The sequence below is a fragment of the Vibrio sp. dhg genome (genome assembly GCF_003443775.1).
GTDB lineage: Bacteria > Pseudomonadota > Gammaproteobacteria > Enterobacterales > Vibrionaceae > Vibrio > Vibrio natriegens.
In genome coordinates this window covers 191,673-213,130 of the sequence record NZ_CP028943.1, presented here as the reverse complement: position 1 = coordinate 213,130, position 21,458 = coordinate 191,673, and the positions used below count along the sequence as shown (strand labels likewise).

Genomic DNA, 21,458 nt, shown 5'->3' with positions numbered 1-21,458 from the left:
GTTTGTTTTTTGTATTAGTCTTTGCCAAATAAATCGCGAGTATAAACCTTCTCTGCGACATCGCTTATTTCATCCACCATACGGTTAGATACAATCACATCACGAGCCGACTTAAATTACCCCAGATCGGTAAGAACCAGCGAGTTGAAAAACGTTCTCTCTTTCAGTAATGGTTCTTAAACCACCACTTCAATACCTTTCGCTTTCAAACGCTTCATCACCCCTTGAATCGAAGATGCACGGAAATTATCAGACCCGAATTTCATTACAAGCCAATAAATACCGACACGTTTAGAGTTACGTGTTGTTATAAAACCCGCGATGGAACCAATAATGTTATTTTTTACTAGCGAGTAATTACCGGGAATCTGATTGGTGTCTTTTGGTAAAAAAGTAGATGCATTAGTATAAGGTGATTACCACCAATATTGCATTAATACCTACGTGATTATCATTTAAGTAAAGTTAGTGTCGTCAATGGTTATTTTAAAAAGTTAAGCCTATCTTAAATGTTTATAAGCAAATTTTTTCAAGTGAACAGGAGACAACCTCAATGCAATCAAACACAATATGTATAGGTAATTACGGAAGCTATGGTAGTTCATTCGGTTAATAGCATAGAAGCGTGATTTCACCTCGTTTATTACTTTCTTCAAACCTCTACGACTATGAAAATCATCGTCCACTCTAAAATATAACAAGGGGTCTTCGATATTAGAAAAAATATACCCTTTAGACATCAAATCAACCCATAAATAATAATCCTGAGTATTTTTCAAATGAGATGGATAACGATTTTCAACAGATTCAAAAATGCGACGAGTAAACACAACAGTTGGATGACAGAGAGGGCAATTAGTAACTAGATTTTTCTTTAAAAGTGAATGTTCCGATTCCATACGTTTAGTAAATAATTTGACATCGTTTTTATCTATCTCAACTATACTACTTCCTACAATATCAACATAATCATTGTTAGACAAAAACGAGCATTGTCTAAACAATCGATTGGGAAAAGAAATATCATCCGCATCCATTCTTGCGAAGAATTCATACTCCCCTTCCATTGAAATTTCAATTAATTGATTTAGGCGAGTAGCAAGGCCTTTATTTTTTGAACCTTTATATAGATATATATCATTACGTGCATATAAGTCATCAAGATAAACAGAAACTTGATTTGATACATCACCATCCAAATAAATATATAAAGATACATTACAATCTTCCTGAAGAAGAATACTTTCGACTGCACGCTTTACATATAAAAACTTATCTTTACTATAAACTGACATTAAAACAGCAACAGAATACATTAAACAATCCTATAATACTTATATTGCAACATACATATGAAAATCAAAGAAAAAGGGACAAACACATATACAGAAAAACTTAAATAACAAATAAAAACAGGAGCAAGCATCACCAAAGATAATTTATCTCTTAAAATAACCAAGAAATAAAAACCAAACACAAAAATTGATGATAACACCCCACCTTCAATTACTAGTTTCGCAGGCAAAGTATGAATATAAGTTGGGGTATACTCATTTCCAAAGCCATAACCAATACCAAAAAAGTAATCATAAATAGAAACATTTTCAAAAGTAAGAAATTGAAACATATGTTCAAATTCCGCAACCTTGTGCTTGCCGCTACTATCTCCAGTAACAAGATTAATGGAAGTTATAATTATACTAAAAAAAACAAATGGCAAAAGTAGGCGGAAAATATACCTAAATGATGGATAAGTAAAATACAGTAAAAAAACATACCCTATTATACCGGACGCTATTGCAGCTCGAGATAGAGTACCGATCACTAGTATTATTGATAATACTCTAAATATTTGTATATATTTAAAACTGAAATGTTTTCGATAATGCATAAACACGAATTCATTAAAAAAAACAATATATAAAACTAGAACTCCTACCGCGTTCGAATCTTTAAACATAAAAGAGCTAGCTTTATACGCGTAAAATACCAGACCATCACTAGCCTCAAGCATGTCTTTCATATCCGAAGGGTGACTTAGTCGATAAAAAAGCTCAGAAAAAAGAAGAATAAAATAAAATAAATTTCCAACACGAATAACTTTTAAATATTGTTTCAAGCCAAGCCTAAATATGACTTGCGCTGCAAAAATATAAGATAATATTGATATTATATAGTTAACATTTATAGGATTACTTAATTCATTAGAGCGAAAAAACTGTCCCAAAATGAAAGGTAAAAAAGAAAAAAACAATAAAGACGATTCTCTTATAAATATAAACTCAAACCTTTTCAAGACTAAATAGAATGAAAAAAATACAGCTAGTAAAGATAATATATATACAGGAGAAAAACCAAATAAAGTAGTATAAAATCCACATGAAATAAAAAATAAAAGTGATATAAGATAATCATCTATGGTTAACAATCTAATCATACTTTATCCGTGCAAAATCTGTTTAATAATCTAGACCACTTTTCTTTAACTAATTTCATATCTGTTTCTGATGAATATTGTATGCAATGTTTGCTATAACCTGCGTAAGTGTTCTCACTGGCAGTAACTTCCAGAATTGCCTCAGAAAAAGCTTTATAGTCTGCATATGGTACTGATTTTCCGCACTTATTATCTTTTAGTATCCAATCTAGAGCATCAAACGTATTGAAAGCAACAATGGGCACCCCTTGACTCCTAGACTCGATTAGCGTTTGTCCAAATCCTTCGTAATGAGAAGTCAACAAAAATACTCCATATTCTTTTAGAGTTTCCTTAATATCAGATGCTATTCCACAAAATCTTATTCTGGGATGGCCGCTAATATTAGCTAATAAGCGTTCTACTTCTAAGTCACTTCCAACACCATATATATCCAAGGAATAATCGTGGGGAAGTAAAGAAAATGCCTTAATCATACCTATAAAGTTTTTTTGCTCCTCGCTTATTCGTGCTATTGTTACTAATTTCTTATTAATTTTCTTTTCACTTTCAATAGGATCTATCTTACAGCCCCGTGGGATAACATATATATTATTGATATTTAAGTCATTGTATTTTTCAATCAACTTTTGTTTGTCCAGGTTTGTGTAAACACAAATAGAATCAATTCTGGACTTGTGTATTCTCATTGCTAACTTTGCTAATGTATTGAAAATTTTACTAATACTATTTGTCTGAACCAAAACAATGTGATTATTCTTTATAAATTTCGCGGGAATAAACAATAACACCCCAGGAACAAAGACAAATAATATATTCCCTTTAGAATGTTTAAACAAAGAGAAGTATTTATAAATAGATAATCGTTCTAGTAATTTTGTAAATCGGGTTCTTGTCCGGAAAGCTTTCTGTAAAATTGTTATATTATACTTATGATGTTTCTTAGGAGCCCCCCCCTCTACTTCATACTGACACACTTCCTCTACCTCGAACCCTTTGCTCAAACTTAAGGTATGTAATTGTCTAATTAGCTCTTCTACACCACCAATTACATTTGAGGTTCTCAGGTTATAAGTAAGAACCTTAGGTTTTTTATTCATAATCATTATTTAAACCCAATAATAAAGAAACAGAACGAACAATATAAATTATGAAAGCACATTTACCTAAGTTTAATTTCTTTTGAAGTAATCACTGGTAAAAATAGAATGTGCAGGCTTATTTTGGTTTATAGAATCTCTTAACTCCGTAGAATACTCTATTCCTAGAAATGTTAATTCTGTTGGATAAGATATAGTTTCACATACGGATGAGTATATAGTTACTATTTTTTTAAATCTTACACCGTTAAGTTCGTATAGTTCAAACGGCGCGACATTACTTAATACTTTAACACCTAGCGAGCCATAAACTGTTGAGTCCTCACGAGGGTGGGGCTTTATTACGACCTCTTCATTATTCCGTTTTAGTTGAGATACTATATCTTTATATATACTCAACTTCTTATCCATTGATATTATTCCATCTTCTGATAAAGGTTGCGTGACTAACACAGTACAATTATTTATAGTATCATCGAAAAATTCTTGCTGATTAAATATAGAATTAATCATCATTCTGCTATTTAAATCTATACTTCCAAATTTTTCCTTCAAATTAATATTATACACTCTGCTCCTTATGGATTTAGGAGCATGATCGGGATTAAAAAGAAAAATTTTATCAATATCTGTATAGTAACCATAAGTAGCTTCTCTATAGAATAAAAGCTTTCTAAAATAAGAAATAATACCTAGTTTAGGTTTTTTAGGTTCAAGATAGTTGACAGTTCCATGTTCGAATAACCAGAATTGGATAGAAAACAATTTCAAGAGATTAAATTCAACGTCTGCATCAGAAAAAATCACCGCTATTTTATATGCTCGTGTCAAATGTAACCTTAATAAAAAGGCGGACTTCCTCAAGTAAGTGCGAACCTTGTTATAGCCATAATTCATTCTATTTTTTGATTTTTTAATACTTTCATCAAAAAAATACACCCGTTCCATACCCTTCTGACTGAGCATTAAAGAACTAACTACACTCTTAGGTAGAAGACGATCGTTAATAAATACTAATAAATCTGAGTTATCATTCAGATAGTATTCAGTTAAACTTATTAATAAATCTCTTGAATGCCTGCAAACGATTAACTTTTTACAACTTGGTTTCATCTAATTCTCTTAAACTTATTATGACTATAAACAATACTATTTTCCGGAATATCGATTGTAACTACAACATTAGCGCCTACGATAGAGTTTCTACCTATTGTCACATTGCCTAATATTTTGGATCCAGCACCTAAAACTACATTTTCTTCAATAACCTGAGTAGATATGACCCCAGACTTAGTTTTTTGATCAATATCCTTAGCACCAATAGTTACTAATTGGTGAATAATAACATCTTTTTTGACAATTGCTTGTCCACCAATAACTACCCCAATTGGATGTTTAAATACTACTGAGGAATCAATTTTAGCTCCTAAACAAAACTCTACAGCATAATTCCTCATACATCTTTTAGACATATAATAAGCTAATCTATAAAAACCTTTTGAACAGAAGAATTCGATAATAGAATAATATATTTTTACTATTTCATGTGGTGGCTTGAAAATTATTAATGAGATAGCACTTTTAAATTTTAACATATAAACCTGTCTGTATTGGCAAAGAGATAATATTAGAATAATGCATTGATAGATAAAGAACGATAACGGAAATTTTTTAAAAAGATAAGAGTTATTTCTGTTTCACTTTTATGATTACTTTTTATAATTGATTTGAAGTATTTATTCTGTCATAAGAATAAACTCTATGTGTCGAGCCATTGCAAAATTATTATTAACTTGTTTTCACTGGTTTTTCACTGGTTTTAACAACCAGGGTAAGATTACGAAGCCCCTTGCCCCGCAAGGACTTTGGAAAGATAAGCGTTACTTCGATTCGCTTTCTTCTGTTTCCGCTTAATGCCTGCTTTAAAGCTTGTCTCTGCCGTTAACAGGTTTAACGACGCATGACGGATAACCGCGAAGTTCTCTCCCGCTTGCTCTCGCCTGATTCGACAATTATCTTCATTAAAGCCAACATCCAAACGCCAATGCATTTGATTCTCGATGCTCCAGTGCGAGCGCGTCCCTTCTAGCAACTCTTTTGCGCTCAATTTAGCTGAGCTAATATAATGCTTTATCTGCATTGTCTCCGCTGGCTTATTACCCTCTTGTCGAATTGAAACAACTACACCAAGCGTTGTTAGTTGAGACCACTCAAAAGCCAAATCACCGAGTAAGTCAACGTTATGCTCCACAAGGCAAAGGCGTGTTTCTGTACGTCCATGCCCCTTTTCTTGAACGACAATCTTGTCGCCCTCAAATGAGTTCAACATGGTCGCGTTAAATATCTCGTTCATCGCATGGTTAAGCTTTTTTTGATTGTCTTTAACCGCTAAGAGATAATCGGCTTCTTTCCTAATTATTTTATTTGCAATCGATTTTTGGCAACCCATCGCATCGATAGTCACTAAGCAACCCTTGATAGATAGGAGCTCCAGCAGCTCGGGGATCGCTGTGATCTCATTACTTTTCTCGCTTGTTTTTACCTGACCCAACACCATCTTGTTAGCAGCACTAAAAGCGCTAACCATATGAATCGCTCCACTACGCTTGTCTTTGTTGTAGGTACCGCGGAGCGTCTTACCATCGATTGCGACAACTTCGCCTTCAGTCGCCTCATGACAGTCTTTCATCCACTGGGCAAAGCAGCGCTGCAACTGCTTGGCTGAGATAAGATTAATAACTCTTGCTATGGTGTCATGAACAGGGACTCCATTTTCAAAGTCACCATATTGCCTGAGCCAATCAAGGTTATCTTGACCAAAGTCTTCGATATCTTCCCACCCTTCTGCGCCAGCAATGACAGCAGCAACCATAAGGAAAATGATATCTGTCAGTTTGTGTTCAACCTTCCATGATTGGCGAGGGTCACTTATTACCGAGATATGTTCTAACAAGCTTGCTCCAGTCATCTGATTTACTCCCAAAAGAGAGTATATGATCACGACTAAACATGATCGTCAAATCGATCCTTAATTTTGTTACTATTTCGATGCATTCATTATACTTTGGGTGTAATTCTTACTTGTGCTGACCCCTTATTCCATAAGGGTTTTTCATGATCTTGCCCTGTTTTAACAACTAGCCTCATTCAAGTATGACATGGACACATACTCCTACCCACAATCCTAATGGAAGATTAAGTTAGCTTTTTGACTGAAACCAATCTAAATTAGCTTAATCAAAGCATTCAATATCTTCGCTTCCTTCAAAACTTTAAATAATTAACCAAAATTTGATACACATAACGTCAAACGTAAAAGTACATATAAACTTATTATATATTAGCTAGTAGTGGAGGACTTAAACCATCTCACTCCATAGCTGTATGATGGTTCTATTATTGAAACTCTAAAGGTTTTATCAAACATAAATGCAACAGTAATACTGAACGTTGCTAGCAGCATATTTCTCATAGCATTAAGACACCAATGAAGCCAATCAAGGCTAGGTAAATTATATTCGAATGAAGAATCTAATAGAGAGAATATTAACAAAGACAGTATTGAAAGTAATATATACCAGCTAATCAATCCTATATACTTAGTCCACGAAATACAAAAACACCTTTCAAAAACTAAACAAGGTTTGAGTATTAGAACAATTATAATATTTGAAACTAAGGTACCAATAATTACACCATTCAATCCCATTATATTAACCAATAATAATGATAAAATTAAATTTACAAAGCACTCTAAAACGGGAACATATATATCGTCAAAAAAACCATAATTAGATTTGAATGATTCTGTTATTCCTCTAGTTAATTTAAAGAATAAATTCATCACTATTAAGGCTACAGTAAACTTTGACAACTCAAATTCCGGCCCCATCCATATATTCATAAATGGAGTGAATGAATTATAAGTAGTAATAGAAAGAGCCAATCCTATACAAAATAAAACCAAGTTATAGCACTTCCATCTCAAGAAAATCTTTCTGTTATTACCTTTATTTTTGGCGATAAACTTTCCAATTCTTGGAGATAGCACTGGAATAACGATACCCACCAACATCGCTACCATATTAACAACCATAATATGACTAGAGTATATTGCAACAACAGATAAAGAAGTAAAAATTGAGAGTAAAATAAGGTCTGTATTATAAACAGCTAAGGCTGCAATTTTATGCCAAAATATATTCTTCATATCACGATAAATACTTAACTGCCTCTCTTTAACATTTGTCACTTGCTTATAATTTATTATAAACCTAGACCGGAATATGAAGTAGATCACTGTATTTTCTAACAAATAGAATATTACAAATGCTACAAAAGATTTATAGTATATTATTGCCACTAGTCTTAAAATGTTAAAAAATAATACACATACTCCTTGAACCAATCGAACATAGCCATATTCTTGATTAGCAGTATATAGTATAACAAACTTTGCGTATGAGTAAGATAAAGCAACATTTACGACATAGAGTATCCATATTACATAAACTTCTCCTTCCACAATTACCTGCCCAAGAAGAAGAGGAAGGACAAATACTACAGCTGTGCCAACAATTAGTACAAAGATTGCCACTTTCTTATAAAAAAAGGAAACTGTTGATAATATTCGGCTTATTGCTGCATCATCATTTTCTTCAATAGGCCGATATAGAGCGTAGGTAGAAGCTGTAGCAACACCCAATTCCGCCAAGTTCAAATAGGCAACTAACTGCGTGAACAGCTTCATTATACCAAGATTATCCATACCTAAATGAACAACAAAGCTCTTATTTATTACAAACGCAAAACTGGCTGTTGCAATAGTAAAGAATGCATTTATATAGATCTGCTTACTTAACCGCAAATTTCAACCTCATATAGATAGATTTTTTACCTGGAGAAGGGTTTCCCAATATCTTGCTCTTCACCACAAAAAGGTAATCTGCCTCTTTATACGCTATCTTATCTGGCAGACAATAATATTAATGGCAACTAAAAAACCTTTATATCAACCAATTAAAAATAAATTAAGAATTACTATTATTTAATTATTTTTACAATAACTTTGGCTTATAAAGTAATAGGCTATTTTTCGTCGAAAAGGTGTTAGCTATGATAGTTAAACTCCCTGCCCATAAAACACAGCATAAATTATTGTAACCTAATATCTGTAACTTAACCTCAGCCTTAGTTTTTTATCAATAGTCTTTAATAAATTAGAAATGACTACATTATTAGATACGGATATTTAACTTGATTGATTTAAATTACGTTTACTTTCTTAAGTCCAATAGTGATGGTGTTCAAAGCTAAACATGACATGCATATATATAACACATGCTTTTTCTTTGCTTCTTGATCGGCTGATATCCTGAAAACTTACTTTACATCTAATAAATTAGAAAAATAGTCTAGGTATCGCTTTGCCATTATTTCACTAGAAAAGTGCCTATCGAATTCATTTTTTGGTTCATAAAGTTCATAGTGTTCTACAACATATTTAATTGCTTCTGCGCATTCGCTTGCATTACCGACCCCAAAAGATCTCCCTATGTTATAATTATCAATAAGATAACTAAGGGATGGTATGTTTGAAACTACGACAGGTAAACCAACACTCAATGCTTCAAGCATAGCCATTGGCATACCTTCAGCCTTAGAAGACATAACAAAAATATCAGCATCTAGATAATGGTTTATTACATCTGAATGTTTAACAAAACCAAAAAACTCAAATTCAGGGTATAAATTCTGCAGTTCCTGCCTTAAATCACCATCACCAAGGATTTTGACTTCTAAATCCATTCCACTCCTAATTAGGATTTTACAAGCATCCAAGAAGGTTTTAGGATCTTTTCGGCTGTTCATATGTCCACAAAATACTAGTTTCGTTTTTTTAGAACAGGAACTATAAACTTTATTATAATTTAGACTCAATACTCCATTGGGAATAAATGTTGCTTTGCTAGATAGATAGTCCGCTCCTTCCTTAGACACTGTAATAACGTTTTCATTTGAAAGAACTACTTTGTGTATAAAGGCCATAATACTGCCTTGAAACCAACCATAGTTAAATGCATAGTCTTTTTTAGGATGATTATGAAGAGTACTGATAACTGGAGGTGTATCCTTATTAGAAGAAAGCTTATTTATTATATCAGGTATAAGTCCATGAGAATTTATAATATCGAAATTAAACCTTTCTATTAAACGGATATATTTTTTAATGGCTGATATGAGTGATGCTTTATTTTCTAACTCTAACGAATACAATGATGACAGGTCTTTAAATCGTTCAGACTCTTCTTTAGAAAATGGTTTAACTGAAATAATCGTAACTTCACAACCTAAGCTAAACCACTCCTTGACCAAGTTGTATATAACATTATTTGGCCCACTTTTCTTTCTCAATGAGGTAGTTAAAATACAGACATTCATTAATCAAACACCAATTTCTTTAAATTTATCCAACCAATCTGACACAACCACTTTCTGGGTGAAAGGGGCATAGAAGTTATTATAATCCAAACCGGTTAAGCTTGAGGCCGCCACTATTTTTTCTGCAATTATACGGGGAATCTCTTTTTCATTTTGCATGTCTACTAAAAACTGCCTCATACTTCCTGTCATTATTTCTTTGGGTCCGGTCTTACAGTCAGTTGACACTACTGGTGTATTTAACATTAATGACTCAATCAAAACAGTTGGTAACCCTTCAGAGTCACTTGATAAAACCAAGCATTCTGCATTTTTGATGAGATAAAATGGTGACCTAATAAAACCAAAGAAATAAACCCGGCTTTCAAGATGGAGGCTCTCAACTAGTGTCTTTATCTGATCTTTTAACGGTCCTTCTCCACAGATAACTAAAGACACCGACTCATCAAGATGAGTCAACGACATCACAATTCTGTCAACTCTTTTTCTTTCACATATCGTACCTACATATATAATATATTTTTTTGGTACTTCTCGATTTAATATTATATTTGCCTCGTCTAATATTGACTCCTTACTTATGATATTATAAATACTAGACGAGCTTTTAACACTTGGAAACATATCTTTTAACTCTGTTGCAGATTCTTTTGACACAGCAACACAATGTCTATTTTTAAATAGTTTCTCTGCTTTTCTTAACGAAACACCCCTTGAATTAAATAGGTATTTTGGTGCCGAGTGAAGGCATATAATAGAAGGGCAAACAGATTCAAAAACATCATGGTAATAATGTTTATTTATCACATTATTATTTATAATAACATTTGGAGAGAGTTGCTTAATGTTACTTTCAAACTCTTTCTTATCAAACTTTATATAGTTATTAACATCTAGAATCTTTCGCCTTAAATATCCATATACCTTGGTTAAGATCTTATTTTTTCGAAGTTTATTTTTTATCCCAGTTTTTTTCTCTGTAAAACCTTCATTCTTAGAATTTAATTTTAATATTCTACCATTTTCAATTTTTAAAACTTCAATTTGATTTGGGATATCATATGCCATAGAGTTTAAATCATCGACAATTATGGTGACCTTGTGTCCTCGATTTACAAATCCCCTGGCGAGATTTAGCATAACCCTTGGGCCACCCGTACCTTTTAAGTTATTTATATATATCAATATGTTCATAATTGTATTAGTTATCTATATTAACAAGTATAACAACCTTGGTAATAGATTTCAGTCCCTCTTATTTTACTCTATCCATTGTTTAATTTAGTGTCCGTTAGTACCATATGAATAACGAAAACATCACTTATTGGAAAATTTTAGTTTTTTGGCCACAGAAAATTTAATCTAAGTATTATTTATTTTTATACCCTATAGCACCAATTTAAAATAGGAGAACTATTTATCTCTAATAGATAAACCCGTCTTGATATTACAGTGATCTCATTCAATTTACTTATTGTCTTTATTTGTACGTGTACTACTCGATTGTTAGTGGAAAATGCAGTTATCAATTCGGGGCATTCTTGTCAGCCCATTTTTCTATCGATAGTACATATTGTCAGCCAACTTACTAGCATCACTCATCCTACAATAATTTACTAATCGAAGTCGGAGGATCGAGTCTTATAGACGTCGTCGATTACAGTGTATTACACCGACACTCATATAATAAATAAACTATAAATGGGCTTGAGAACAATCTATATATCTTTCACAAGCTACAATAATTGAATATAGAATGACCAACATAACGTCAAACTTTTAACAGATAATGTTAATCGGCTAGAAAGGAGCTAAATGTTGTGAATAATAATCTAATTATAAAATATAACTTCTAAAATTAATATAGGTTAACATCTGAGCTATAATCTCATGATTTTTTATAATCACTCTTAAATTAATGATTATAAAATGAGTCCATAATCAAGACTTACTACATAATTAGGCTTAAATACCCATGACTATTTCTATTTTAAATTTAATAGGAGAATTAATATTTGGGGATGACTCAAGCCCCTAATTTATGTAAATATTATAATAGTACTTATACTTTTAATTTAACAATAACTAGTTGATAACCAGCATAAGAAATAAAATCTTTATATAAAAAAGGGGCTAAGCAAATATTTAATTCTATATTTATTTATAGATCAATAAATTTTTTCTGTTTTGAGACTGTCCAAAGATCTTTTTTCTCTAAAGCATGAATAAAAAGATCATCACTATCCCCAAAACCAAATTCTCTTTCTACATCAAAAGAGATATTTTTCACTATTGATATCGTCTCTAATATTTTCTTTGAATCTTCAGCTATGTTGAAAATCGATTTAGCATTTGAACGATTATCTTGTCTAGAGCCTAGGTTTATCGATGGTTTACCATAAAATGGGACTTCACGGACCCCAGCGCTGGAGTTGCCTATCATAAAGTTAGCATTTTTAAGTAAAGTCAAAAAATACTCAAACCGGATGCTTGGGAATATTTTAAAGCACTTATTATCTTTAAGGCGGCTTAATTCATTAATGATTATCTCTGAACCGTGATCATTATTAGGATAAATGACGATAAAGTTCTCATTACTTTTTAGAAGAGCATCAACAGTATTTGATATATTCTGTTGCAGCTTATCAACTTCTGTAGTCACAGGATGATACATAAACACCGAGTAATCATCATAAGGTATTGCATATCGATCTTTAGCAGCATCAAGTGTTGGTAAGTCTGGGGAGGTCATGATGTCCAAGTCAGGAGAACCAATTACAAAAATACTTGAATCAGACTCGCCTAACTGAAGTAGTCGAGATTTAGCCGTTTCATTAGAGACAAAATGTAGATGGGACATCTTCGATACCGAATGTCGAATAAGTTCATCAATGGTCCCAGAAACTTCACCGCCTTCAATATGAGCAACTAGTATATTATTTAGCGCTCCTACTATTGCACCTGCCATAGACTCTACGCGGTCACCGTGAACAACAATCATGTCGGGTTGAAGTTCTTTTACGTAATCTGAAAGGCCTTGAATTGTTTTAGACAAGACAATATCCATCGAATCATGGCCATTCTGGTTAATGTACTTGTAAAGTGATTTAAAGCCTGCCTTTTCTACTTCGTTAGCAGTCATACCGTACTTTGCAATCATATGCATTCCAGTAATAAAAATATGTGCTTCAAGCTCTGAGTGCTCTTCGACTTTTTGAATAAGGCTCTTCAACTTTCCAAAGTCAGCACGAGTGCCTGTTAAAAATAATATCTTCTTCATTTTTATTTAGTTAACGTATTCTTTCTTCAATTGAATATCTTCAGGAATTGCTCGTGTCGCTACTTTCCCTAGAAGCGACTCATAATCTTCCGCTAAAAAGTCTCCTGTGCCCGGACGTTTTACCCACAGGTTGTCACGCGTGAACTCTTCTCCTTCTTTGATTTCAGCAATAGTCACGACACTTGCGTAAGCAAAGTCAATTGTCACTTGCTCTTCTTTTGCCGCTTCTTTCTTACCTCCACGCATTTGTGCCATACGCTTAGACTGAGCAATCAACTCTGCACAATCCTTTGCATCCATAGAACAAACAATATCTGGACCTGGACGATCTTTACTGTCTGTGAAGTGACGCTCAAGAACTGAAGCACCTGCCGCCACTGCGCCTAAACAAGCCAAGTTATCAATACTATGGTCAGAAAGCCCCACTACAGCATCAGGGAAAGCCTCTTGAAGTTGCTCCATCGCACCTATCCGAATTAGATTATCTGGAGTTGGGTATAAGTTGGTAGTATGCAGTAAACAAAATGAGGTTTTGTGTTTGCGAAAAATATTTACTGCCTTTTCAATTGAAGGGATAGAATTCATCCCAGTACTCAAGATAATCGGTTTACCAAAACTTGCGATGAGATCAAGTAATGGATAGTTGTTGCACTCACCTGAACCAATTTTGTAAGCAGGAACATTCATACGCTCAAGACGATATGCTGCAGAACGTGAAAATGGGGTACTAATGAAAATCGCACCTTTTGATTCCACATACTCTTTCAACTTAGTTTCATCTTCTTCATTAAGAGCGCAGCGCTTCATAATTTCGTAAATAGACACATTAGCATTGCCTGGAACAACACTTTTTGCCTCACCGCTCATTTCATCATCAACAATATGTGTCTGGTGCTTAATCACTTGTGCACCACCTTCAATAGCAGCATCTACCATCTCAAATGCCACTTTCAAAGAGCCTTCGTGGTTGATCCCAATTTCGGCGATAACCAGTGGGTCATAATCTAGACCAATCTTACGTCCAGAAATCTCAAATACCGGATTTGTCATTACTTAAGTTCCTTCAATCTTTGCTCCACCACTTTTAAGTCTTCAATCGTATCTACATCAATAGAATCCGATATTGACATCACGTATGGGAATACATTGGTTCGTGGGAAGTGGTTGTTACGTTTAAATTCTTCTACAGAAAAGACATAGATTGCGCCATTTGGTTGAAATGCACGAGGTAAGTCTTGTCTTCTCATGTACGGCGCTTCATCACTGTATAATCCTTCAATTGCTCCATCCTCACGTTCTATATAGGACTTAATCGGGGTATGGGAGGGTTCGAAAACGCTGATAACACAGTGAGCATTCTTTATTTGAAAAAGATTTAGTGCTTCTTCTATATGATTTGTTGTTCGTAGCGGTGATGTTGGTTGCAACAATGTCATACAATTGCAGGGGATATTATTCCCCTCTAACCATTCAATAGCATGTTCCACCACATCAATACTGCTTGCTGTATCTGATGCTAATTCGTCTGGACGCGGAATTATTTCAGCACCAAACTCTAAACTAACTGCTGCAATTTCATCATCATCCGTCGAAACAAATACACGCTTAATTAGAGAAGAATTAAGGGCAGCTTGAATTGTCCATCCAATGAGTGGACTACCATTAACCGGGAGTATGTTTTTTCTCGGCAGCCCTTTAGAGCCACCTCTTGCCGTAATTAGAGCAATATGCTTGTTACACATGTAATATTTTCCGATGAACTAATACTCATTTATATCTCACTGAAAAACCGTTCCAAGACAGTTTTATCTATTTCGGGAGAGGCATATCACATCAATCAAATTTAATGCGTTAATTTTATTTACTTTTAATAAATTCTAGTGCCCTCATATGTAAAAATCAGGTACACTATTTTTCATAGTATGAATAAATAAAACCACCACCGAACCTCATCTTAATAAAAAGCTTTGTACCACTTAACAAACTCAGCAACCCCTTCGCGAATATCTACCTCAGGTTGATACCCTGTTTCCTCAAACAAAGCCGTGGTATCCGCATAGGTCTGATATACATCACCAGGTTGCATCGGCATAAAGTTCTTTTTCGCTTCAATTCCTAAAGACTCTTCTAATGCATGAATATAATCCATCAGTTTCACTGGTTGACCATTGCCTATATTGTAAACACGGTAGGGTGCAGAGCTAGTTGCCGGGGAACCATCTTCAACAGTCCAATTACTGTTCTTTTGAGGAGTAACATTCTGAATTCGGATGATGCCTTCCACGATGTCATCGATATAAGTGAAATCACGACGCATATCGCCATTGTTATAAATATCGATGGTTTCACCTTTCACGATTTTATGGGTGAACTTGAGCAGCGCCATGTCCGGACGCCCCCATGGACCGTAAACAGTAAAGAAACGTAATCCGGTTGTAGGAATGTCGTAAAGGTGGGAATAGGTGTGCGCCATCAACTCGTTAGATTTTTTGGTCGCAGCATATAGAGAGATAGGATGGTCGACAGAATCATCGGTACTGAAAGGCACCTTTCCATTTAGACCATAAACAGAACTGGAGGAAGCATAAACGAGGTGTTTCACTTTATTGTGGCGACAACCTTCTAAGATATTTAGGTGTCCCACTAAATTGCTATCTGCATAAGCAAGCGGATTATCCAGGGAGTAGCGTACACCAGCCTGCGCGGCTAAGTGGATAACTCGATCAAATTGCTCACTGGCAAATAGCTCTGGGATCGCCACGCGGTCAGCAATATCCAGTTTGATAAACTTAAATAGAGGGTGTTCGATTCGCTCTAACCGAGCGTACTTTAAGTTAACGTCATAATAGTCGTTAATGTTATCGATACCAACGACATCGTGACCCATTTCTGTCAGGCGCTCGACAACCGCACTGCCAATGAATCCAGCAGCGCCTGTTACTAAGTATTTCATATTATTTTCCTAGACAACCTAAATCCCCCTAGACGTAAGGGACATATAATGGTTTATATTGTTCAACACGAGACACGTACAGAAAGCGTACTGGCGTTATCAAACCCAACGATTGCAGCCAGCATTTTTCTTATTGATTTTTGTTATCTGTGTTTATTGCCGCATGCCCATTGTGTTAAATAGAAGCGTTTTTTAGAGAAGAGTCTGTAAAATTCTTCACTTTAAATCGTGAAGTTTTTCTACATTTCATCTCAGACTTCGGATGAGCTTGAGACAGTTTTTATTCATTTTGAGACAGTCAGCTTTCACTAACCGCCTGTAATTACTTGATTTGGCCTATTTTGGCTACCCTGCCCCAATAGGCCTTCTTTTTCATCTTAAATGCAGTTCAATCTATTAAGCTTTGTTACTTGAATATTCATAGTTGTAATATCCATAGCCATAAGAGCTTGAAGCTTTTTTCTCGATTGCGTTAAAGATAACACCTTTCACCTCAATGCCTGATTGCTCGAAGCGATTTCGAGCGACATCTATTTCTTTTGCTGTGTTTTGACCGAAACGGGCCACCATTAGGGTCGTACCCGCAAAAGCACCGACAATACTTGGGTCTGTTACGGCTAACACTGGTGGAGTATCGAAGATCACCAAGTCATAGTTTTGGCTCGCCCATTCAACTAGTTCTTTAAGACGAGGGTGCATTAATAACTCTGAAGGGTTTGGCGGTATTTGACCACGAGTAATAACGTCCAAGTTCTCAAATGTGGTAGATTTGACTGCTAAGTTGGTATCAATTTTGCCGCTTAATAGATCCGATAAGCCATTTTCCGCACTCACTCCTAACGAGTGTTGTAAGTGACCCTTACGCATATCCGCATCAATCAGCAATACTTTTTGACCAGTTTTTGCTGTCACTGCAGCAAAGTTAGTTGAAATAAACGACTTACCAATACCTGGCGCTGGACCAGAGATCATTAATACGTTGTTTTTGGCTTCCATCATTGCAAAGTGGAGGCTGGTGCGTAGCCCGCGTAGTGCTTCAATAGAAAGATCAGCCGGATTAATTTCTGCTAGTAATGACTGGTCTTTGATTTGCTTTTTACGTTTAGCTTTATTGGCTATATCAAGTTGCAACACTGATTTTGGGACACTAGCGTATACCGCCAAACCGATAGCTTCGATCTCATCCGGTGATTCCACACCTTTATGGAGTGCAGCCTTAACGAGTACAAATGCAACACTCAGCATCCCACCCACTAAAATCGCTAACACAACAATTAGCGGTTTTTTCGGTTTCACAGGTTTAGCATAAGCTTGCGCGTTATCAAGAATACGTACATTGCCCACTGTACCCGCTTTTATAATGCTTAGCTCCTGAACTTTATTGAGCAGCTGAATGTAAATTTGTTGGTTTACTTCAACATCACGCGTCATGCGCAGTACTTCGCGTTGAGTTTTTGGTAACTTTTGAATTTGCTGGTTTAAGCGCTCTTTTTCACTTAGCAACGTTACTCGCTTATCCAATAAAGATTTGTACGCTGGGTGATCTTTAGTAAAGCGCTGGCTAATCTCGCTCTCTTTGAAGGTTAGTTCGTTTAACTGAGCTTCAAGCTCAACCATCACTTTCAGCGTCGACTGAGCTTCCAGGCCTAAATCTATAGATTCATTGGCCTGACGAAATTGATTCAGCGAATCTTCTGCAGTCGTTAAACTGTTCTTGATATCAGGTAAACGCTCTTTTAGAAAAACCAAGCTTTTTTCGGCTTCTGCTGATTGTCTCTCTACATTTTGTAGGAAGTAAGTTTGACTAATATGATTCAGGATGTCGGTGATTTGGACACGGTTTTCACCCGTAAAACTTAGTTGCAGTATTCCAGTCTGCTTACCACGCTCACTAATCGAAAGGTTTTGCTTTAGCCACTCAATCGCATCTAAACGGCTACGCTTAGCGATGTTAAATTCTTGACCACTATTAGCTTGGATTGAAGTGACAAACAGCACATAACCATTGTTCTTAGCCAACTTGCCAGCTTCTCCTTCCAAGACCACCTGATCATCTTCACGAATTAACTGATAAGTTTGCTTTTCAGCGTCTATCAACAGTAAGTGATGTTTTAAGCCCATTGCAAAGTCAGGCGTCACATAACGGCTGACCGCAACCTGGTTAACTTGACCCGACATACGCGCCAAGCCTTTACCTATAACAGGAAAGTAATCAGGCGTAACCACTGTGGTTAAGTTAAACTTATCAACCGTATCGCCTAAGATCATACGTGATTTGATGATCTCTATTTCTGTCGTGGCAGAAGACTCTTGGGCGAAGAGTTCACCCATGTCTCCAACCAATGAGCCAATTCCGCCTGAATTTTTAGACTCAATTTGTAGTAGTGAGTCTGCTTTATAAACGGGCGTAGATAGGAGAGCGACAGCTACCCCTCCGACTGCGAATAAAAAGGTGGTGACTAAGATGGTCCATTTCGCGTCTAATAAGATGCCAAACAGCTTACCTAAATCCACTACGTCGGAAGCGGCTTCAGCAGAGGGTCTTTGTTGTGGTGTTGTCATAATCGATGCTAATTCTTATTTTTAAACAATCGCTCCTGGTGGAACAATTGGGTAGATAACCTTAAGGGTTTAATTCGGAGAGGTAAGTATTATTTCAACTTTGCCGACCAAGAGTGAGCAGATTCTTCGATAAGCTTGTAAGCGTGATCAAATGCCTCTCTGCTCTGACGATAAGGGTCTGGGATATCAATTTGCCCAATCCACTGACCAAATAGCATCGTTTTACCTCGGGCTTCTGGCGCAATCTCGGTCAACGCTTCTTTATGCGCTTTTTCCATTACAAGAATGAGATCATACTGAGCACACAACTCCGAGGTGAGTTGCTTAGCCTGATGGTCTGTTAAATCCACACCATGCTTAGCAGCAACTTGCTGGGCCATAGAGTCTGCTGGTTTACCAACTAAGCCACTCTTTTGGGCGGCAATGCCGGAAGAATCTACCGTTTTATTCGGTAATAGTTTTTTGAGAATCGCCTCGCCTGTTGGAGAACGACAAATATTCCCAACACACACGACTAAGATCTTGTTAAACATGAATCACGCCTATCGTGAAAAAAGGTCTAGAATAATCCGGTACCAAGTCGGGTGGGACCTGGTACCACTTTTGCTCTATGGCCAATTTCGAACTCGTAACACCCCTTCTGTCAGCTCATTAAAGCCAGAGATTGTTGGGATAAGCTGAGTGACAACGCGGTTCCAGCGTGTAATTGGCGCAGCAGTCACGTAAACCACATCATAAGGCTTGAGATTAAATTCAGTACCTACCACAAGCGCGGATGCATCTTGAATGTTTAACTGGTAAATATCGGCCATACGCTCTGACTTGTTGTCGGAAGTGCGTATCACAAACACACCTGTAGCGTCTGCTGAAAGCTGGTCGATACCTCCGACACTACTCAATGCCTCGGTCAAACTCATTCCAGCTCGATCAATTTTCAGTAGCTTAGGGCTATTTACTTCGCCCATAACAAAGACTTTTTGCCCATCATTACGTGGGACATGAATAATATCACCGGCTTCTAGCAAACGGTTTTGGGTTAAATCACCTCGCTGCATTAAGGCATAAAGAGAAATTGGTTGCTCTTCGCCGTTTCGAGTTAAAGTGACGTTTCGCCAGTCAGCGTTTTCTGCTAGACCGCCAGCGCGGTTCACTGCATCTAATATCGTTAGTGGGATATTGGTAATAGCTTGTTGACCCGGCTGGCCGACTTCACCTGTCACATAAGCTTTTTTAGAGCGAAACGCCGCGACGTTAACATCTACTTGAGGGCTTTCAATATACTTCGCTAGGCGAGCAGCAATATCAGCACGAATCTCGCGTACTGTCTTTCCTACCACTTTAACTACGCCAATATACGGATAGAAGATGGTGCCATCAGCATGTACCCAGTTACCAGCCTCTGAAGCGCTTCGGTAAGAACCCGCAGGAATGGTTAGCTCTGGGTGGTCCCAGATCGTCACGTTAAGGATGTCACCCGCCCCTACTCGATATTCATATTGGGCAATCTGTTGATCAAGCTCAGAGTTGGCTTTAGAAGAAAAGTTGGTCATTCCACCGTAGGTAGCGACTGTTTTAGCATTGAGAGTATGCAGATTAACGACTTCGGAAATGTCAGCCTTCTGATTATCCTCAATAAGAGTTACAACGTTTTCACCGTTTGGAGACAGATGCGAGCCGGGCAAGGTACAGCCGACTAACAAGGTGGGAGCTAGCATCACTAGCAATAATTTTGATTTCAGTTCCATGTAAGCCAATCATCAAGAGTTGAAGAGTATCAGTAGGTGATCTTACAGAAAATACACCAACATCAGCTATAGTTAAGTAAAGGCACGGCTGAGAGCCATCTAATTTTTTGAAGCTCATCGAAAAGAGTCTTCAAGACGAGCCATAAGTAATGGGGTTTAAATGAAGGAGGTAGTTTGCATTAGTTCTCATCGAAAATTTTACCAAGAATTTACATTAATTGATATTTTTCAAAATAATGTAAAAACACTAGGGTCAAGCTTGTTTACACGGGTTCCATGTGTAAATATTCAGCATGTAAACTTCTTGAGACGCTACCGCCCATTGGCTGTACGCAAACCACATAGCGCTAAACTCACCACCAATATCAAAGTTGGGTTTGAGTTTTACTGACGTTTCTGTTTTTAAGACGCTGAAAAATAGCGCCTATTTCTTATAGTTTTCAAGCGCAAACATTATCCATATTCAGCTCAAGATCACAACACCTTTTCTAACTCGTATAGAAATGTAGATCCTAGTTCCACTCTTAAAATGAGATAGAAATTGGTATTTAGGTATTTGTATATGGGTAAGGTACTTAGGAGCCACCTCCGATGATATCGACCACTATCCAAACCATATTTAGTCTACCCAGATTAAACTTTTTAACTGATAAATTATTTCAATTGCGATTAATTCCTATCATTTGTATTTAAATTTGATTTTGTGCAGCTGATTAGCCGGCTTGTCTTGCTATTGCCTCTCCTTCATCTACTCTAAGATTTATTGTGTTGAGTCGATGATGTGAACCATAAGTTGTTGTAGGATGGATATCGACTCAAAAACTTTAGAAAAGAAGTTCTATTTTAAGGTTGAAAAGTGTGCCTTAAACGATTAAAACAGAGTTGATATGAAGTACAATTACTACAATAAATAAACTATAATTTGTTGTTTACGTTACTA

At 36.0% G+C, this 21,458-nt stretch carries 16 protein-coding genes and 1 pseudogene; all 17 read right to left on the bottom strand.

Annotation, left to right across the window (positions count from 1 at the left end; genetic code table 11):
* Positions 1-14 precede the first annotated feature (14 nt).
* Positions 15-389 (bottom strand): annotated as a pseudogene (locus DBX26_RS25580) (UDP-glucose 6-dehydrogenase); the annotation flags it as partial.
* 111 nt (positions 390-500) lie between these two features.
* Entirely contained in the window at positions 501-1,316 is an 816-nt protein-coding gene (locus DBX26_RS00975; protein WP_118117554.1) for a glycosyltransferase, read from the bottom strand.
* The gene (locus DBX26_RS00970; protein ID WP_118117552.1) at positions 1,316-2,437 is read right to left on the bottom strand and encodes a hypothetical protein; all 1,122 of its coding nucleotides are present in this window, start codon (positions 2,435-2,437) and stop codon (positions 1,316-1,318) included. Before DBX26_RS00970 ends, DBX26_RS00975 begins: the two co-directional genes overlap by 1 nt.
* Positions 2,434-3,543 carry a glycosyltransferase gene (locus tag DBX26_RS00965; protein ID WP_118117550.1) on the bottom strand — a complete coding sequence of 370 codons (1,110 nt, stop codon included), beginning with the start codon at positions 3,541-3,543 and terminating at the stop codon, positions 2,434-2,436. The genes DBX26_RS00970 and DBX26_RS00965 overlap by 4 nt, the downstream gene beginning before the upstream one ends.
* 66 nt (positions 3,544-3,609) lie before the next feature.
* On the bottom strand, positions 3,610-4,650 hold the full coding sequence (locus tag DBX26_RS00960) for a glycosyltransferase family 52 (protein WP_118117548.1): 1,041 nt from the start codon (positions 4,648-4,650) through the stop codon (positions 3,610-3,612).
* The gene (locus DBX26_RS00955; protein ID WP_118117546.1) at positions 4,647-5,132 is read right to left on the bottom strand and encodes a serine O-acetyltransferase; all 486 of its coding nucleotides are present in this window, start codon (positions 5,130-5,132) and stop codon (positions 4,647-4,649) included. The genes DBX26_RS00960 and DBX26_RS00955 overlap by 4 nt, the downstream gene beginning before the upstream one ends.
* 242 nt (positions 5,133-5,374) lie before the next feature.
* A complete protein-coding gene (locus DBX26_RS00950; protein WP_118117544.1) occupies positions 5,375-6,505 on the bottom strand; it encodes an ISAs1 family transposase in 1,131 nt (376 codons plus the stop codon).
* A gap of 372 nt (positions 6,506-6,877) precedes the next feature.
* Positions 6,878-8,404 carry a polysaccharide biosynthesis protein gene (locus tag DBX26_RS00945; RefSeq protein WP_118117542.1) on the bottom strand — a complete coding sequence of 509 codons (1,527 nt, stop codon included), beginning with the start codon at positions 8,402-8,404 and terminating at the stop codon, positions 6,878-6,880.
* A gap of 515 nt (positions 8,405-8,919) precedes the next feature.
* Entirely contained in the window at positions 8,920-9,978 is a 1,059-nt protein-coding gene (locus DBX26_RS00940) for a glycosyltransferase family 4 protein (protein WP_118117540.1), read from the bottom strand.
* 3 nt (positions 9,979-9,981) lie between these two features.
* Positions 9,982-11,046, bottom strand: a complete 1,065-nt coding sequence (locus tag DBX26_RS00935) for a glycosyltransferase (protein WP_162889650.1) — start codon at positions 11,044-11,046, stop codon at positions 9,982-9,984.
* A gap of 1,093 nt (positions 11,047-12,139) precedes the next feature.
* A complete protein-coding gene (gene neuC, locus DBX26_RS00930) occupies positions 12,140-13,258 on the bottom strand; it encodes a UDP-N-acetylglucosamine 2-epimerase (protein ID WP_118117536.1) in 1,119 nt (372 codons plus the stop codon).
* 6 nt (positions 13,259-13,264) lie between these two features.
* Positions 13,265-14,308 carry an N-acetylneuraminate synthase family protein gene (locus tag DBX26_RS00925; protein ID WP_118117534.1) on the bottom strand — a complete coding sequence of 348 codons (1,044 nt, stop codon included), beginning with the start codon at positions 14,306-14,308 and terminating at the stop codon, positions 13,265-13,267.
* Positions 14,308-15,000, bottom strand: coding sequence for an acylneuraminate cytidylyltransferase family protein (locus tag DBX26_RS00920; RefSeq protein ID WP_118117532.1), 693 nt, complete (start codon positions 14,998-15,000; stop codon positions 14,308-14,310). Before DBX26_RS00920 ends, DBX26_RS00925 begins: the two co-directional genes overlap by 1 nt.
* A 212-nt stretch (positions 15,001-15,212) precedes the next feature.
* The gene (locus DBX26_RS00915; protein WP_118117530.1) at positions 15,213-16,211 is read right to left on the bottom strand and encodes an NAD-dependent epimerase; all 999 of its coding nucleotides are present in this window, start codon (positions 16,209-16,211) and stop codon (positions 15,213-15,215) included.
* A gap of 396 nt (positions 16,212-16,607) precedes the next feature.
* Positions 16,608-18,773, bottom strand: coding sequence for a polysaccharide biosynthesis tyrosine autokinase (locus DBX26_RS00910; protein WP_118117528.1), 2,166 nt, complete (start codon positions 18,771-18,773; stop codon positions 16,608-16,610).
* Between the two features lie 89 nt (positions 18,774-18,862).
* Entirely contained in the window at positions 18,863-19,306 is a 444-nt protein-coding gene (locus DBX26_RS00905; protein ID WP_118117526.1) for a low molecular weight protein-tyrosine-phosphatase, read from the bottom strand.
* A gap of 75 nt (positions 19,307-19,381) precedes the next feature.
* Positions 19,382-20,518, bottom strand: coding sequence for a polysaccharide export protein (locus tag DBX26_RS00900; protein ID WP_118117524.1), 1,137 nt, complete (start codon positions 20,516-20,518; stop codon positions 19,382-19,384).
* Between the last annotated feature and the right edge of the window lie 940 nt (positions 20,519-21,458).

Bases quoted from the DNA above. Each gene is read 5' to 3' on its own strand.
- DBX26_RS00975 (WP_118117554.1), bottom strand. From the start codon at position 1,316: ATGTATTCTGTTGCTGTTTTAATGTCAGTTTATAGTAAAGATAAGTTT.
- DBX26_RS00970 (WP_118117552.1), bottom strand. From the start codon at position 2,437: ATGATTAGATTGTTAACCATAGATGATTATCTTATATCACTTTTATTT.
- DBX26_RS00965 (WP_118117550.1), bottom strand. From the start codon at position 3,543: ATGATTATGAATAAAAAACCTAAGGTTCTTACTTATAACCTGAGAACC.
- DBX26_RS00960 (WP_118117548.1), bottom strand. From the start codon at position 4,650: ATGAAACCAAGTTGTAAAAAGTTAATCGTTTGCAGGCATTCAAGAGAT.
- DBX26_RS00955 (WP_118117546.1), bottom strand. From the start codon at position 5,132: ATGTTAAAATTTAAAAGTGCTATCTCATTAATAATTTTCAAGCCACCA.
- DBX26_RS00950 (WP_118117544.1), bottom strand. From the start codon at position 6,505: ATGACTGGAGCAAGCTTGTTAGAACATATCTCGGTAATAAGTGACCCT.
- DBX26_RS00940 (WP_118117540.1), bottom strand. From the start codon at position 9,978: ATGAATGTCTGTATTTTAACTACCTCATTGAGAAAGAAAAGTGGGCCA.
- DBX26_RS00935 (WP_162889650.1), bottom strand. From the start codon at position 11,046: ATGGCATATGATATCCCAAATCAAATTGAAGTTTTAAAAATTGAAAAT.
- neuC (WP_118117536.1), bottom strand. From the start codon at position 13,258: ATGAAGAAGATATTATTTTTAACAGGCACTCGTGCTGACTTTGGAAAG.
- DBX26_RS00925 (WP_118117534.1), bottom strand. From the start codon at position 14,308: ATGACAAATCCGGTATTTGAGATTTCTGGACGTAAGATTGGTCTAGAT.
- DBX26_RS00920 (WP_118117532.1), bottom strand. From the start codon at position 15,000: ATGTGTAACAAGCATATTGCTCTAATTACGGCAAGAGGTGGCTCTAAA.
- DBX26_RS00915 (WP_118117530.1), bottom strand. From the start codon at position 16,211: ATGAAATACTTAGTAACAGGCGCTGCTGGATTCATTGGCAGTGCGGTT.
- DBX26_RS00910 (WP_118117528.1), bottom strand. From the start codon at position 18,773: ATGACAACACCACAACAAAGACCCTCTGCTGAAGCCGCTTCCGACGTA.
- DBX26_RS00905 (WP_118117526.1), bottom strand. From the start codon at position 19,306: ATGTTTAACAAGATCTTAGTCGTGTGTGTTGGGAATATTTGTCGTTCT.
- DBX26_RS00900 (WP_118117524.1), bottom strand. From the start codon at position 20,518: ATGGAACTGAAATCAAAATTATTGCTAGTGATGCTAGCTCCCACCTTG.